This is a genomic window from Streptomyces iranensis, assembly GCF_017874715.1.
Lineage (GTDB): Bacteria > Actinomycetota > Actinomycetes > Streptomycetales > Streptomycetaceae > Streptomyces > Streptomyces iranensis.
Map to the genome: position 1 here is coordinate 148,645 of NZ_JAGGLR010000012.1, position 14,574 is coordinate 163,218.

General features: G+C 71.3%; 14 protein-coding genes. 11 read left to right on the forward strand and 3 right to left on the reverse strand.

What is annotated here, in order from left to right; translation table 11 throughout:
* Positions 1–90: 90 nt before the first annotated feature.
* The 5 genes from J2Z30_RS22875 to J2Z30_RS22895 are packed head-to-tail and all read left to right on the forward strand — an operon-like array spanning position 91 to position 5,111.
* Entirely contained in the window at positions 91–1,620 is a 1,530-nt protein-coding gene (locus J2Z30_RS22875; protein ID WP_044580444.1) for an ABC transporter substrate-binding protein, read from the forward strand.
* Complete coding sequence (locus J2Z30_RS22880) at positions 1,617–2,591, forward strand: ABC transporter permease (RefSeq protein ID WP_044580443.1); 975 nt, start codon at positions 1,617–1,619, stop codon at positions 2,589–2,591. The genes J2Z30_RS22875 and J2Z30_RS22880 overlap by 4 nt, the downstream gene beginning before the upstream one ends.
* Positions 2,588–3,424, forward strand: coding sequence for an ABC transporter permease (locus tag J2Z30_RS22885; protein ID WP_044580442.1), 837 nt, complete (start codon positions 2,588–2,590; stop codon positions 3,422–3,424). Before J2Z30_RS22880 ends, J2Z30_RS22885 begins: the two co-directional genes overlap by 4 nt.
* A complete protein-coding gene (locus J2Z30_RS22890; protein ID WP_052701922.1) occupies positions 3,421–4,230 on the forward strand; it encodes an ATP-binding cassette domain-containing protein in 810 nt (269 codons plus the stop codon). Before J2Z30_RS22885 ends, J2Z30_RS22890 begins: the two co-directional genes overlap by 4 nt.
* Positions 4,227–5,111 (forward strand): ATP-binding cassette domain-containing protein, encoded by an 885-nt coding sequence (locus J2Z30_RS22895; protein WP_044580441.1) that lies wholly within the window; start codon positions 4,227–4,229, stop codon positions 5,109–5,111. The genes J2Z30_RS22890 and J2Z30_RS22895 overlap by 4 nt, the downstream gene beginning before the upstream one ends.
* On the opposite strand, the gene J2Z30_RS22900 is transcribed toward J2Z30_RS22895, so the two are convergent.
* Positions 5,098–6,084, reverse strand: coding sequence for an ROK family protein (locus tag J2Z30_RS22900; protein WP_245388315.1), 987 nt, complete (start codon positions 6,082–6,084; stop codon positions 5,098–5,100). The genes J2Z30_RS22895 and J2Z30_RS22900 overlap by 14 nt on opposite strands.
* On the opposite strand from J2Z30_RS22900, the gene J2Z30_RS22905 reads away from it, so the two are divergent.
* From J2Z30_RS22905 to J2Z30_RS22915, 3 genes are all read left to right on the forward strand, one after another.
* Positions 6,083–6,844, forward strand: coding sequence for a creatininase family protein (locus J2Z30_RS22905; RefSeq protein ID WP_044580440.1), 762 nt, complete (start codon positions 6,083–6,085; stop codon positions 6,842–6,844). The two genes, J2Z30_RS22900 and J2Z30_RS22905, sit on opposite strands and share 2 nt — an antisense overlap.
* 12 nt (positions 6,845–6,856) lie before the next feature.
* A complete protein-coding gene (locus J2Z30_RS22910) occupies positions 6,857–7,966 on the forward strand; it encodes a mandelate racemase/muconate lactonizing enzyme family protein (protein WP_044580439.1) in 1,110 nt (369 codons plus the stop codon).
* A gap of 359 nt (positions 7,967–8,325) precedes the next feature.
* Positions 8,326–9,660, forward strand: a complete 1,335-nt coding sequence (locus J2Z30_RS22915; protein ID WP_044580438.1) for an NtaA/DmoA family FMN-dependent monooxygenase — start codon at positions 8,326–8,328, stop codon at positions 9,658–9,660.
* 9 nt (positions 9,661–9,669) lie between these two features.
* Here the strand turns inward: J2Z30_RS22915 and J2Z30_RS22920 are convergent, their stop codons facing one another.
* Together J2Z30_RS22920 and J2Z30_RS22925 are read right to left on the reverse strand one after the other, a co-directional pair.
* Positions 9,670–10,110, reverse strand: coding sequence for a carbohydrate ABC transporter permease (locus J2Z30_RS22920; RefSeq protein WP_245388316.1), 441 nt, complete (start codon positions 10,108–10,110; stop codon positions 9,670–9,672).
* Between the two features lie 295 nt (positions 10,111–10,405).
* A complete protein-coding gene (locus J2Z30_RS22925) occupies positions 10,406–11,164 on the reverse strand; it encodes an IclR family transcriptional regulator (protein ID WP_044580437.1) in 759 nt (252 codons plus the stop codon).
* A 188-nt stretch (positions 11,165–11,352) separates the two neighbouring features.
* Between J2Z30_RS22925 and J2Z30_RS22930 the strand changes: the two genes are divergently transcribed.
* From J2Z30_RS22930 to J2Z30_RS22940, 3 genes are read left to right on the forward strand one after another with little or no spacing between them, the layout of a single operon-like run.
* On the forward strand, positions 11,353–12,627 hold the full coding sequence (locus J2Z30_RS22930) for a lyase family protein (RefSeq protein WP_044580436.1): 1,275 nt from the start codon (positions 11,353–11,355) through the stop codon (positions 12,625–12,627).
* Positions 12,624–14,096, forward strand: a complete 1,473-nt coding sequence (locus tag J2Z30_RS22935; RefSeq protein ID WP_063791035.1) for an MFS transporter — start codon at positions 12,624–12,626, stop codon at positions 14,094–14,096. The genes J2Z30_RS22930 and J2Z30_RS22935 overlap by 4 nt, the downstream gene beginning before the upstream one ends.
* Positions 14,097–14,103: 7 nt before the next feature.
* Complete coding sequence (locus J2Z30_RS22940) at positions 14,104–14,496, forward strand: helix-turn-helix domain-containing protein (RefSeq protein WP_209468794.1); 393 nt, start codon at positions 14,104–14,106, stop codon at positions 14,494–14,496.
* Positions 14,497–14,574 lie beyond the last annotated feature (78 nt).

Below are 14,574 nucleotides of genomic sequence, written 5' to 3' on the forward strand. Positions count from 1 at the left end.
CTAGCTTAACGCATCATCGTTCCGGCTCCCGGAACGAACGAACTGTTCAATGGAACATCACGCGGAGGGCAGATCGTGACTCCTCCATCAATGTCGCGCCGCAGGGCCCTTCGGCTGGGCGGGCTCGCACTACCCGTCATCGCCGCGCCGACAGCGCTCACCGGATGCGGAACGGCCGCGGGCGCGGGCGGCGACGGCACCCTCCGGGTGGCGCAGCCGACCGACCCCACCACACTCGACCCGCACAAACAGGGCGACATGGCCTCCATGAACGTCCTGATCAACATCTTCGACACCCTCACCACCCGGGATGTCTCCGGCCGGCTCGCCGCCCGGCTCGCCACCTCCTGGGAGTCCCGCTCCAGGACCGTGTGGCGCTTCCGCCTCCGGAGCGGCGTGCGCTTCCACAACGGGGAGGAGTTCGACGCCGATGCCGTCAAGTTCTCCATCGAGCGGGTCCTCGACCCGAAGACGCGGTCGCCGATCGTCGAGCTGCGGTATGTGACCTCGGTCCGCGTGGTCGACCGCTACACCGTCGATGTGCACACCACACTGCACGACCCGATCCTGCCCGCGAAGCTGTCGCTCTTCGGCGGCGTGATCGTGCCGCCGAAGTACCTCGCCGACGTCGGCGACGCCGCCTTCGCCAAGCGGCCGGTGGGCACCGGGCCGTTCGTCTTCCAGTCCTTCCGGCGCGACCGCGAACTACGGCTGCGCGCCAACCGCCGCCACTTCCACGGCTCCCCCGGAGCCGACCGACTGGTCTTCCGCGCGCTGCCCAACCCCGCCTCCGCGCTGGCCGCGTTGCAGAGCGACGAGGTCGACCTGGTCACCGGGCTCACCCCGGACGCCGCCCGGCAGCTGTCCGGCTACGCGGGCGTGGAGCTGGAGAGCCACCGGGGCGTACGGACCGCGTACCTCAACCTCGACACCACCTCCGGGCCGCTGCGCGACCGCCGCGTGCGGCAGGCGCTCAACCACGCCATCGACGTACCGCTGCTCATCAAGGCCGTACTGGACGGCAAGGCGAGCGAGGTTCCCGCGATGCTGCCGCGCGGCGTCGTCGGTTTCGACGCGTCCGTCGAGCCCTTCCGGCGCTCCGTACGCACCGCAAGGCGGCTGCTCGCCGAGGCCGGCCACGCGCACGGCCTCACCACCACGCTCACCGCCTCCAACGACGACGCCCAGGTGGCCGAGGCCATCTCCGGCCTGCTCGACCGCGCCGGCATCCGGGCCCGCGTCGATCTGCTCGACCCCGGCACCTTCTCCGCCCGCCTCACCTCCGACAACCGGCACGCGCTCGGCCCCATCTACCTCGCCGCCTCCACCGCCTGGACGCTCGACGGCGCGTCCATGGTGCAGTCGAACGTGCGCCATGACCGTCGGCAGAGCCGGTGGGCGTCGAAGGAGGCCGACCGGCTCATCGACGCCGAGGAGCTGTCCATGGACCCCGAAGACCGGCAGCGCGCGTTCACCGCGCTCCAGCGCCTGATCAAACGCGAGGCCCCGTTCGTACCGCTCTACCAGCAGGACATCATCCTGGCCCGGACCACCCGGGTGCGCTGGACACCGGTCGTCAACGGCTCGCTGGCCATGGAGAGCGCGGAGGTGAGGGCATGACGGCCGCCTCCGTCCAGCCGCCGGTCACCGTCGGCAAGCCGAAGTCCGGACTCCTCCGCCATGTCCTGGTCCGCCTGGCCACCGCCGTCGGCGTGCTCTTCGCCGCCGCCACCCTGGCCTTTCTCCTGGTACGGCTCTCCGGCGACCCGGTAAAGCAGCTGCTGCCCCCCGACGCCACCGCCGCCCAGGAGGCCACGCTCCGCTCCCAACTCGGCCTGGACCAGCCCCTGATCGCCCAGTACGGCGACTTCCTGTGGGGGCTGCTCCGGTTCGACCTCGGCGACTCGCTCGTCTACCACGAGCCGGTCGGCCAGGTCATCGCCGACCGCGTCCCGGCCACCCTCGAACTCGCCGCCGGCGCCCTGGTGCTCAGCCTCGTCATCGCCATACCGGCCGGGATCTACGCCGCGACGCGCCGTGGCCGGGCCGGCGACACGGGCGTGATGACGGCGGTGCTGCTCGGCCAGTCCACCCCTCCGTTCTGGGTCGGCATCCTGCTGGTCCTGCTCTTCTCGGTGCGGCTCAAGGTGCTTCCGGCCTCCGGCTACGGCACCTTCGCGCATCTGGTGCTGCCGGCCGTCACGCTGTCCGTCTACTCCATCGCGGTCATCGCCCGGCTGCTGCGCTCCTCGCTCATCGACGTCCTCGGCTCGGACCACATCCGCACCGCGAAGGCCAAGGGACTCGGCCCGGCGAAGGTGGTGCTCGCACACGGGCTGCGCAACGCGTCGCTGCCGACCGTCACCGTCATCGGCCTGGAGTTCGGCGGGCTGCTCGGCGGCGCGATCCTCACCGAACAGGTCTTCTCCTGGCCGGGCATCGGACGGCTGACCGTGGAGGCCATCTCGCACCGGGACTTCCCGCTGGTGCAGGCGGCCGTCCTGTTCTTCGCCGCCGCCTTCGTGATCGTCAACCTGCTCGTCGACCTCTCCTACAGCCTCCTCGACCCGAGAGTGCGGGCCCAATCATGACCGTCGTACGCAACCGGCTCGCCCTGGCGGCCCTCGGCGTCCTCGCGCTGCTCGTGATCGCCGCCGTCTTCTCGCCACTGCTCGCCCCGGACGACCCGGCCAAGCAGCAACTCCTCGCCCGGCTCACGCCCCCGGCCTGGGAGGGCGGCGGCAGCCTCGCACACCCGCTGGGCACCGACCAGCTCGGCCGCGATGTGCTGTCCCGCGTCGTCTACGGCTCCCGGGTCTCGCTCCTCGTCGGCATCGGGGCGGCGCTGCTCGCGGGTGTGGTGGGGGCGGTGTGCGGGCTGTTCGCCGGCTTCCGCGGCGGATGGCCGGACCGGATACTGATGCGCTTCGCCGACATCCAGCTCGCCTTCCCCTCACTGCTGCTGGCGCTCGCCATCGTCGGCTTCCTCGGCTCCGGGCTGTGGAACGTCGTCCTGGTGCTCGGCTTCACCGGCTGGGTGGCGTACGCCCGCGTGGTCCGCTCCGAGGTGTTGTCGCTGCGCACCCGGGACTATGTGACCCAGGCTCGGGCGACCGGCGTCACGGACCTCACCATCATGCGCCGGCATCTGCTCCCCAACGTCCTGCCGCACCTGGCCACCATCGCCACGCTGCACATCGCGGCGGCCATCGTCGCCGAGGCCTCGCTCAGCTACCTCGGCCTCGGTGTGCCCAAGGAGACCGTCACCTGGGGCTCGATGCTCGCCGACGGCCAGCTCTATCTCGGTACCTCGTGGTGGGTCGCGGTCTTCCCCGGGCTGGCGCTGATGCTCACGTCCCTGGCCATCAACATCACCGGCGACGCGCTGCGCGACGTCGCGGACCCGAAGGCGTACCGCCGATGACCACACAAGCCCCCGTGCTCGAAATCCGCGATCTGCACGTCGACTTCCGCCTCGCCGGCGGCCCCGTGCACGCCGTGCGCGGCGTGAGCCTGACCGCACACGCCGGAGAGACCCTGGCCGTCGTCGGCGAATCCGGCAGCGGCAAGTCGGCCACCATGCTCGCCGCGCTGCGGCTCAACCCCGAACCGCCGTGCGCCTACCCGGGCGGCGAGGTCCTCCTCGACGGCCGCGACCTGCTCGCGCTGCCGGAGAAGCGGTTGCGCGAGGTGCGCGGCAACGACGTCGCGATGGTCTTCCAGGACCCGATGACCAGCCTCGACCCGCTGCAGCGGGTCGGCAACCAGGTGGCCGAGGTGCTGCGCACGCACCGCGGGGCCTCGCGCGCCGGGGCCCGGCAGGAGGCGGTACGGGCGCTGGACGAGGTCGGGATCCCGGATCCGGAACTGCGGGCACGGCAGTACCCGCACGAGCTGTCCGGCGGGCTGCGTCAGCGCGTGATGATCGCGACGGCGTTGGTCGGCCGGCCGCGGGTGCTGATCGCCGACGAGCCGACCACCGCCCTGGACGTCACCGTGCAGCGGCAGATCCTGGACCTCCTCGCCGAGCTGCGCGCCCGGCACGGTATGGCGGTGGTGCTGGTCACCCACGACCTCGGGGTGGTCGCGGAGACCGCCGACCGGGTCGTGGTGATGAACGCCGGCCGGGTCGTGGAGCACGGCACCGTCGCCGAGGTCTTCGAGACGCCCCGGCAGCAGTACACCCGCGACCTGCTGGCCGCCACCCCGCGACTGGAGCCGACATCATGACGACCGCCGACACGTCCCGGAGGACGACCACGAGGACGACGCTGCTCGAACTGGACGGCCTGGCCAGGGAGTTCACCGGACCCGGCACCACCCGCACCATCGCCGTCGACGACGTCACGCTCACCGTCGAGGACGGCGAGACCCTCGCCCTCGTCGGCGAGTCCGGCTCCGGGAAGACGACCCTGACCCGGCTGCTGCTGGGGCTGCTGGACCCCACCGCCGGGACCGTCCGCTTCGAGGGCCACGACCTCGCCCGGCTGTCGCCGGCCGAGATGCGTGCGCTGCGGGCCGGGATGCAGGTCGTCCTCCAGGACCCGTACTCGAGCATGAATCCGCGCATGAAAGTCACCGATATCGTGGCCGAGCCGCTGGTCACCCATGACGTCACCTACCGCGGACGGCGCGCCAGGGCGCGGCTGCGGGAGCGGGTCGGCGAGCTGCTGGAGTCGGTCGGGCTGCCGGCGCGGCTGCAGGACCGGTACCCGCACGAGTTCTCCGGCGGGCAGCGGCAGCGCGTCTCCATCGCCCGTGCGCTGGCGTCCTCACCGCGGCTCGTGGTGCTCGACGAGCCGACCAGCGCCCTCGACGTCTCCGTCCAGTCCCAGGTCCTCGACCTGCTGGTCGAGCTGCAGCGACAGCACGGCCTCACCTACGTGTTCGTCTCGCACAACCTCGCCGTGGTCCGGCAGATCGCCGACCGGGTGGCGGTGCTGCGGCGCGGCAGAGTGGTCGAGTGCGGGGAGACCGCCACCGTGCTGGGCGCGCCCCGGCACCCGTACACCCGCGAGCTGCTGGCCGCCGTGCCACGCCCCGACGCGTACCGGACCAGGACCAGGACCGGGACCGGGACCGGGACCGGCGGCGGGACTACCGGTGTGTGAGGACCAGCCCCGCGCCCCCGAGCAGCGCCACGTCGTCCGGCCGGCCCGCCTCGCCCAGCACCACCCGCGGCGGGGCGGCCGTCGACCAGCCGCTGTCCCGCCGCAGCCGCTCCTCGACCCGGGCCCGGAATCCCTCTCCGCCCTCGACGGCCTCGCCGTGCAGCACGAACAGACCGGGGGCGAAGAGCTGCTGGATGTTGACCAGGCCGAGCGCGAGGTTGTCGGCGTACTCCTCGACCATGGGCCGACCACCGTCCCCGCGTCGTACCAGCGCCTCGAGCGTCATTCCGGTGCCCAGTCCCTCCGTCTGCGCCCGCCGCCGCAGCCAGCGCGTCGTGGCCACGGTCTTCCAGCAGCCGCGCGCCCCGCAGGTGCACGGCTCGCCACCGGCCAGCACCGTCATATGGGCGCCGCTGCGGCCACCGTGCGGGGCCAGCAGCTCGCCGCCGAAGAACACCCCGACGCCCAGCACCTCGCCGGTGGACACCGAGGCGAAGGACCGAAGGCCCCGGCCCACGCCGAACCACCGGTCGCCCAGCACCTGGAGCCGGGCCCGGTGCTCGACGTACACCGGCACCCCGAGCGCCCGCCGCAGCACCTCAGCGACCGGGTAGCCGCGCAGCGCCGGCACGTCGTTGACCTCGATGAACGTGCCCCGCTCCGGGTCCACGAGACCGGCCGCGGCCACCCCTACCCCGGTCAGCTCACGCCCGTCGAAGCACTCCAGTGCGGCTTGCCGCACCGCCGCGTCCACTCCGGCCGCCTCCCGCGCCGCCGGGTCGAAGCCGGCCACGGTGCGCCGCAGCAGCTTTCCCGAGTGGTCGACCAGCGCCGCGCGCACCTGTCCGGGCAGCACCTCCACCGCGCCCAGCAGCGGACGTGCGGGGGCGACCGGGGGATCGGGCACCAGGCGGAGCCGGGGGCGTCCGCCGTCGGGGGCGAGTGCGGCCATGCGCAGACTCTGCCACGCCATGAACCCAGGAGGTAGTACCACATTGCTCCGGCTGACCGAACTCACCTGGTACGAGGCCCGGACCGCGGGCGCGGACGCCATCGCCCTGCTGCCCATCGGCTCGCAGGAACAGCACGCCGCCCACCTGCCGATGGGCACCGACACGCTGCTGGTCACGGCGGTGGTGGACCGGGCGGCCGAGCTGCTGGCGGACGCCGGGCCGCCGGTCGTACGCCTCCCCGTCCTGCCGTACGGGCACAGCCCGCACCACCTCTTCGCGGCCGCGGTGTCACTGTCGGCGGGCACCCTGGCGGCGGTCCTCGCCGACATTCTGCGGTCCCTCACCGAGAGCGGCTTCCACCGCGTCATGATCGTCAACGGCCACGGTGGCAATGACGAGATCATGCGCCTGGCGGTCAAGGAACACGCACTGCGTACCGAGGGCGCGTTCGCGGCCTGCTCCTACTGGAGCCTCGGCGAGGCCCCGGAGAACCCCGGGCACGCCGGCCGCTACGAGACCTCCCTCATGCTCGCCGCCCACCCGGACCTGGTCCGTACACCCATCGAGCCACACCGTCCCGACGGCGCCCCGCCGCTCTTCAACGCCCCGCCGCACCCCGGCCTCACCGCCGAGCGGCACGGCGAGTGGGCACGGGTGGGCGGGATGACCGACGACCCGTCCACCGCTCGCCCCGACCCGGGCGAGCTGTCCACCCGCGCCACCGAACTGGCCCAAGCGATCCGGGCCTTCGCCGAAGCAACCGCCCCCGGTGCCATCTAGGAGGCCTCGTACATGAAGGTCACACACATCGACGTCTGGGTCGTGAACCTCCCCCTCACCTCCCCGTTCACCAGCTCTTTCGAGACCAAGACCGGCGAGACCCGCACCGTGGTCCGGATCCGGACCGACGAGGGGGTGGACGGCTGGGGCGAGACGATGTGGGGGCAGCCGGTGGCCGCGCTCGTCCGCAAACTCGCGCCCGACCTCATCGGCACCAGCCCGTTCGCCCTGGAGTCCTTCCACCGCAAGCAGCACATGGTGCCGTTCTTCCACGGCTACCTCGGCTACGCCGCCATCGCCGCCCTGGACGTCGCCTGCTGGGACGCCATGGGCAAGGCCACCGGCCACTCGCTCACCGACCTGCTCGGCGGGGCGGTACGCGACACCGTCCCGCTCACCGCACTGGTCACCCGCTCCGACGGCCCCACCCCGGAAGCCCTGGCCGAGCACGCCACCCGGGTGGTGGCCGAGGGCGGTTTCCCGGCGGTCAAGCTCAAGGGCACCGGCGACGTGGACGGCGATGTCGCCAACCTCCGCGCACTCCGTGCCGCGCTGCCGGACACCGAGCTGCGCGTCGACCCCAACGCCGCCTGGTCGGTGCCGGATTCGGTACGTGCCGGGATCAAGCTGGAGGAGCTGGACCTGGAGTACCTGGAGGACCCGTGCCCCGGCATCGAGGGCATGAGCCAGGTGCGGGCCAAGGTACGCATCCCGCTGTGCACGAACATGTGTGTCGTACGCTTCGAGGACTTCGCTCCGGCGGTGCGGCTCGGCGCGGTGGACGTCGTCCACGGCGACGTCTACAAGTGGGGCGGCATCGCACCGACCAAGGCCCTCGCCGCCCACTGCGAGACCTTCGGCCTCGGTATGAACCTGCACAGCGGCGGCGAACTCGGCATCGCCACCGCCGCCCACCTCGCCGTGGTCGCCAGCACTCCGTTGCTCAGCCGCGCCATCGACAGCATGTACTACCTGCACGCCGATGACATCGCCGACCCGATCCCGCTCATCGACGGCCGCCTCGCCGTCCCGCGGGGTCCGGGCCTGGGCGTGCGCGTCGACGAGGAGAAGCTGCGGCACTACTCGGCGGTGAACGAGCGGGAGGGCGATCTCACGGGATGACGCCTCCGCCTGCCACGGCAGGCTCTGAGCCGCGTCGACAGCGCTCGGAAACATCCCGCGCGATGAGACACCAATAGGTGTCCATTGACAGCCGGTGACGCCTGCCCGCAGGATTGCGGCATGCTCACGACGCACCCCGGTGTGGTGTGCCGCTACGTGGATCTGCGGCGCACCTCCAGCGCGCTCTGTCGCTGACCAGCCGCCGCCCACGGCCCACCGGCCCCGGTCCGCTCCGCCGGAACCGGCCGTCCGCCGTACCGCCGCGCCGGCGCGGGGCATCCTCCCGCTCCCCCACCTGCTGGGCTCCGCCCCACTCCGCGCGCTGCCGCACGCCCGAACCGACCGCAGGGAGAACCCCCATGTCCCGCACGCTCCACCTCGCGCTGCACCCGTACGGCGTCGGCGGCCCGGGTCAGCACGGACTGTGGAAGGATCCGCGGGTCGCGAAGAACGCGAGCATCGACATCAACTACTACATCCGACAGGCCAAGGCGGCCGAACACGCCCTCTTCGACGCCCTGTTCATCGTCGACAGCCAGTTCATCGACGCCACCTACCCGGCGCACTACCTCAACCGGCTGGAGCCGCTGACCCTGCTGTCGGCAGTCGCCACCCACACCCGTCACGTCGGGCTGGTCGGCACGGCGAGCTCGACGTACAACTCACCCTTCAACCTGGCCCGGCGGTTCGCTTCCCTCGACCACATCAGCGGTGGCCGCGCCGGCTGGAACGTCGTGACCAGTTTCGACACGGGGGCCTCCCGGAACTTCGGGTTCGAAGAACACCTCGACTACACCACCCGATACCGCCGCGCCCTGGAATTCGTGCAGGTCGCCCGGGGTCTGTGGGACTCCTACGAGGACGACGCGTTCCCCGCCGACGTCGGGCGCAACCTGTTCCTCGACCCGGCCAAACTGCACCGACTCGACCATGAGGGCGAGCACTTCAAGGTGGCGGGCCCGCTCAACCTCTCGCGCTCGCCCCAGGGACAGCCGGTGATCTTCCAGGCCGGAGTCTCCGAAGAGGGCCGCGACCTCGCCGCGCAGGTCGCCGAGGGCATTTACGCGCCGGGCGGCTCGCTGGAGCAGGCGCGGGAGTACTACGCCGACATCAAGCGCCGCACCGCCGCCTACGGGCGCGATCCCGAGCACATCAAGATCTTCATCCATGGCGGCCCGGTCGTCGCCCCGACCGACGAAGCGGCCCGGCGCCGCGAGCGGGAGATCTTCGAGGAGGACAACGACTTCGACCGCAACCTCGCGCTCCTCGGCCGTTCCTTCGGCGCCTACGACTTCAGCGCACACGATCTGGACGCGCCGTTCCCGGACGTGGCACACCTCGCCGAGAAGGGCGGCCGGACCGGCGCCGCCAAGATCATCGCCCGCGCCACGGCGGAGGGCCTGACGCTGCGCCAGGTGGCGGAGTCCGTCGGGGAGTTCCGCCGCTCCCCGTTCGCCGGTGCGCCGGAGACGGTCGCCGACGCCATCGAGCGGTGGTTCTCCGCCGGCGCCTTCGACGGTGTCAACCTCGCCTTCCGCACCGACGACGACCTCGGACTTTTCATCGACGGCGTCGTCCCGATCCTCCAGAAGCGCGGGCTGTATCGCACCGAGTACCCGGCCGACACCCTGCGCGGCAATCTCGGGCTGCCCGTCCCCGTCAACCACTGGACATCCACCGAAGCGCGAGTCTGATCTCCCCGACTACTCCTTGACCGCCCCCGAGCCGCCGCCCAACCCGCCCGAGACAAACCGCGCGAGCCCGGTCGTCAACGTCTCGTACCGGCCGGACTGCGTGGCCACCAGGAAGTGGGTGAACTCGTTCCACGAGCCCTGGAACGACAGGATCGTCAGGGTGATCAGCGCGGGCCGGGCCATCGGCAGCACCACCGACCAGAAGGTCCGGATCACCCCGGCGCCGTCCACCCGCGCGGCCTCCTCGACCTCCCGGGGGATCGACTCGAAGAACTGCTTCATGATGAAGATCCCGGCCGCGTCCACCATCAGCGGAAGGACCATGCCGGTATAGGTGTCGAACAGCCCGAATGTGTTCAGCACCAGGAACCGGCCGAGCACCGGACGCCCCCGTGCCGGGGCGGAGGCCCTGGCCTTGGCCCTGGGGGCAGCCGTGGCCATGGCGTTCATCGATTCCTCCCGGGGCGGGGACCGGTTTCCCGGATGCGGCGGCGCCGCTGGCGGCGGGCCTGCTGACGGCGTCGGCGGGGTTCGCCGGACGCCTGCCCGAGCTCTTCGCCGGCCACGGCGCCGCGGCGGGCCCGCACCCCGCCCCCCACCCCGCGTCGTGTCGCCCCCAGGCCTGGGCGGCCGCATCCTCGGTGCTGTTGCTGCCCTCGGCCCTCGGCCTGACGCGGCGCGCCCGATGCCCCGGCGACGGCTCCGCGCGGCGACAGAAGTGCCGAAGCGCATCGCCCGGGTCACATCACGAGAGCATGCGCCCGAGGGTGCCCTCGATGGCGGTGGCGGCGCCGTGGAGCCGCCGGGCCGCGTCATCGAGCCGGTTGATCATCCGTGATGTGGGGCCGGATACGTTGATCACGCCGACCAGCTCACCGTCCGGTGTCCGCAGCGGAACTCCGACCGAGGTCAGGCCGATCTCGACCTCTTCGCTCGCCATGCTGTAGCCACGGTCACGTTCGATCCGCAGGCGTTCGAGAACCTCCTCGATGGTCCGGGGAGCGGACAGCCCCGACATGGGAGTCGTCAGGTCCGCTGCGACGAGTTCCGCCACGAGATCGTCGTCGGTGTCGAAGAGCAGGGCCCGGCCGGAGGCCGTGCAGTGCAGAGGTGAGCTGCGGCCGACCCATCCGCCGGCCCGGAGGGACTGGTTCGACTCTTCGCGCAGTACGGTCAGCGACCGGTTGCCTCGCTGCACGGACAGCAGCGCCACTTCGCCGGTGCGTGCGACGAGCGCGCGCAGCACGGGTCTGGCCGCCCGCAGGAGCGAGCTGTCTCCGGCACCGGCGGCCAGGACCAGCATGTTCCAGCTCAGTCGGTAGCGCTTGGTGTGGCTGTCCTGCTCGACGAGACCGCCGCGACCGAGGGCCTGGAGCATCCGGGAGACCTGACTGCGTTCACGGCCGACGGCTCTGGCCAGGTCGCTGACGGAGTGGTCCCCGGTGGTGCCGCGACGCCCGAAGGCCAGCAGGAGTGCGGCTACGCGTTCGGCTGCCGAGTCCATACCCGCCACCTTCCACTTGTTGTTGCCACAGCAACATACTGTCGTCGCTTTTCTATCCCACCAGCCAAGATGCCACAACCTTGTTGCTGGGAGAGCATCGTCCCTGTTCAGGCCGTATATCGGTGCCTAGGGTGACGCGCACCGCAGACGCGGTGGTGGAACCCTCTCCCCGAAGAACGGAGCAGCTTGTGAGCACCGGCATCCATCCGGATTCGACGTGGGCGCCCCTGTACGGAGCGCAGACCGAGCTGGCCATGGACAACTTCCCGCCCCGTGGCCGCACGTTCGGCGACTTCCCGCCCCTGGTGCGCGGTTACGCCCAGGTGAAGCTGGCCGCGGCACGCGCCAACCAGGCCCTTGGCGTACTGGACGAACAGCGCTGCGACGCCATCGCCAAGGCGTGCCAGGAGATCCTCGACGGCGAGCACGCCGACCACTTCCCCACCGCGCTGGTGCACGGTGGCGGCGGGACCACCGCCAACATGAACGTCAATGAGGTGATCGCGGCACGCGCCGGTGAGCTGGCCGGAGCCACGGTCCATCCCAATGACCATGTGAACGCGTCCCAGTCCACCAACGACACCTATCCGACCGCCATGGCGCTCGCACTGCTGAGCCAGGTCGACGCACCCGTGGCCGCTCTGAACCGGCTCGCGGACGCCTTGGAGTCGAAGGCGGCCGAGTTCGGCACGACTCCTCGTCTGGGCCGTACGTGTCTCCAGGACGCGGTCACCCTGACCGCCGGTGACACCCATCGGGCACAGGCAGCGGCCGTCCGCCGTACCGCCGGCGTCCTCGAGGCGGCCACCCACGCTCTGACCACCGTTCCGATCGGAGCGACCGCGGTGGGTACCGGGATCGGCGCGCCCGTCCACTTCGCGGAACGCTGCGCCGAGGAACTGGCACGGCTCACGGGGCTGCCCATCAGCGCGTCCGAGAACCCTTACGACAGCCTCGCGCATTTCGATCCCTACGCCGGGATCGCCTCGGCGGGCGCGCGGGCGGCGATCACCATGGCGAAGATCGCCGCCGATGTCCGGCTGCTGTCCTCCGGGCCGCGGGGCGGGTTCGGCGAGCTGACGATTCCGGCGGTCCAGGCCGGATCCTCCATCATGCCGGCCAAGGTCAATCCGGTGATACCGGAGTACGTGATGCAGCTCAGCTATCGCGTCAGGGGAGGCGCCCACACCGTTGAATGCGCCGTCGCCGCCGGTGAACTCGAACTCAACGTCATGGAACCGGTGATCCTCGACGCCCTGAGCGACATCTTCGCCGACCTGGCCGCGGCCGCCACGACCTTCACCGAGCGCTGCGTCCTCGGCCTGAACTGGAACGGCCCCCACCGCGAGCGCAACCTCGCCGGGGCGCTCGACCGGTGGGTCGAGATGTCGGCGACCCACGGCTACGAGTCGGCCACCGCCGAACTGCGAGCGGGCGGAAGCGACGAAGGAACGGCACGATGACCACGCCCATCTCCCCCACCCAGCCCGCGTCCATCGCCTACGACGACGCCCCGCTCACGCGTTTCCACATCAGGATCGCCGTCGCCGGCACGGGCGGCCAGTTCAGCGACGGGTTCATCCTCGGCATCATCGGCATCGTCATCGCCGCGGCCGGCGACACCCTCGGTCTCACTCCGCTGTGGACCGGCGCGCTGGGTGCGGCGACCCTGACCGGCCTGTTCGCCGGTGCCATCGCCGTGGGCCCGGTCGCGGACCGGATCGGCCGCAGATGGATCTTCGGCTGGGACATGCTCTTCTTCGCCGTTCTGTCGCTCCTGCAGTTCTTCGTGCAGACACCCGGACAGCTCCTGACCCTGCGGCTGCTCCTCGGACTGGTGCTCGGCGCCGACTATGTCGTGAGCAAGTCCCTCGTCACCGAGCACTCACCGCGCAAGTTCCGCGGCCGCCTCATGAGCCTGCTGGCCGTCGCCTGGGCCGCCGGTTACGTCTTCGCGTATCTCATCGGCTTCCTTCTGACCGGACACGGAGACAACGCCTGGCGGTACATGCTCGCCATCAGCGCGCTCCCGGCCCTGCTCGTCTTCGGCTTCCGCCTGGGAGTGCCCGAATCCCCGCTCTGGCTCGCCAGGCATCGGCGGAACGCCGAAGCCGCCGATGTCGTCCGCCGCCACCTCGGCCCGGGTGTCCTTCCGCCCACCGCTCCCCCGCTGAGCCAACACCGCGGCTTCACAGCCCTCTTCGGACCCGCCTACCGCAGGCGGACGGGCGTGGGCGCGCTCTTCTACGTCTGCCAGGTCATCCCCTTCTTCGCACTCGGCACCTTCTCCTCCCAGGTGATGGAGGCCCTCGGCGTCACCAGCAAGATGGGCGCCGGAGCTCTCTACAACGTGTTCCTGCTCATCGGGGCCGTCGTCGGCCTGTTGCTGATCGACCGCATCAGCCGCCGCCGGTTCCTGGTGGGAACCTTCTTCACCGGCGCGGCACTGCTCACCGTGCTCATCCTGTTCGCCGACGCGGGCGCGTCCGCCATCGTCGTCATCGGACTGTTCGCCGCCTTCGCCTTCCTCATGTCGGCCGCGGTGAACCTGGAGTTCGTCTACCCACCGGAGCTGTTCCCCACCGATCTGCGAGCCTCGGGCGTGGGCATCGCAACGGCCGCCAGCCGCCTCGGATCAGCCGCCAGCACCTTCCTGCTCCCCGTCGTCGAGGCGGGACACGGCATCGACACCGCCCTCGTCGGGTGTGTGGTGATTCTCCTCGTCGGCGGACTGGTCTGCTGGGTGTGGGCACCGGAGACCAGCACGGAGTCGCTGCTCGACACCGACCTCGCCCCGACGTCCGGGCAGCAGCCCCGGATGAGCGCCGCCGGAGCCGCGCCGCCGCGCTCCCTCGGAGAGCACACCCGACGACAGCGCGCACGTCACGTAGCGGGGTCCGCACTCGCCGAGGCTCGGCGGACCGTGATGTGATGACACCGTGAGCCGCGCCGCAGAAGAGACCAACCGCCGCATGCTCCGGGCCCGGGACGCGATGGACCGCGACTACGCACGGCCGCTGGACGTCCCGGCCCTGGCCCGGATCGCGCACGTGTCCGAGGCGCACTTCACGCGTACCTTCCGGGCCACGTTCGGTGAAACGCCGCACCGCTATCTGCAGCGCCGCCGTGTGGAGCGAGCGATGTTCCTGCTGCGGGAGAGCGACCGCAGGGTGACGGACATCTGCTTCGACGTCGGCTTCGGCAGTCCGGGCACCTTCAGCCGTACGTTCCGCGACATCGTCGGCCGATCGCCGCGGGCCTACCGCAAGGAAGCGGTGGCCACGGGCGTGCCGACGTGCTTCACGATGGCGTGGACGCGGCCGAGTGCCTGACCATCCGCCGTATCCGTACCGTCCCCGGTGTCAGCCGTCCCCCGGTGTCAGCCGTCCGCCGGCTGAGCAGTTTCGGAT

Excerpts from the sequence above, each read along its gene's own strand:
- J2Z30_RS22885 (WP_044580442.1), top strand. The coding sequence starts at position 2,588 with ATGACCGTCGTACGCAACCGGCTCGCCCTGGCGGCCCTCGGCGTCCTC.
- J2Z30_RS22905 (WP_044580440.1), top strand. The coding sequence starts at position 6,083 with ATGAACCCAGGAGGTAGTACCACATTGCTCCGGCTGACCGAACTCACC.
- J2Z30_RS22900 (WP_245388315.1), bottom strand. The coding sequence starts at position 6,084 with ATGGCGTGGCAGAGTCTGCGCATGGCCGCACTCGCCCCCGACGGCGGA.
- J2Z30_RS22920 (WP_245388316.1), bottom strand. The coding sequence starts at position 10,110 with ATGAACGCCATGGCCACGGCTGCCCCCAGGGCCAAGGCCAGGGCCTCC.
- J2Z30_RS22895 (WP_044580441.1), top strand. The coding sequence starts at position 4,227 with ATGACGACCGCCGACACGTCCCGGAGGACGACCACGAGGACGACGCTG.
- J2Z30_RS22890 (WP_052701922.1), top strand. The coding sequence starts at position 3,421 with ATGACCACACAAGCCCCCGTGCTCGAAATCCGCGATCTGCACGTCGAC.
- J2Z30_RS22880 (WP_044580443.1), top strand. The coding sequence starts at position 1,617 with ATGACGGCCGCCTCCGTCCAGCCGCCGGTCACCGTCGGCAAGCCGAAG.
- J2Z30_RS22935 (WP_063791035.1), top strand. The coding sequence starts at position 12,624 with ATGACCACGCCCATCTCCCCCACCCAGCCCGCGTCCATCGCCTACGAC.
- J2Z30_RS22915 (WP_044580438.1), top strand. The coding sequence starts at position 8,326 with ATGTCCCGCACGCTCCACCTCGCGCTGCACCCGTACGGCGTCGGCGGC.
- J2Z30_RS22875 (WP_044580444.1), top strand. The coding sequence starts at position 91 with ATGTCGCGCCGCAGGGCCCTTCGGCTGGGCGGGCTCGCACTACCCGTC.
- J2Z30_RS22925 (WP_044580437.1), bottom strand. The coding sequence starts at position 11,164 with ATGGACTCGGCAGCCGAACGCGTAGCCGCACTCCTGCTGGCCTTCGGG.
- J2Z30_RS22910 (WP_044580439.1), top strand. The coding sequence starts at position 6,857 with ATGAAGGTCACACACATCGACGTCTGGGTCGTGAACCTCCCCCTCACC.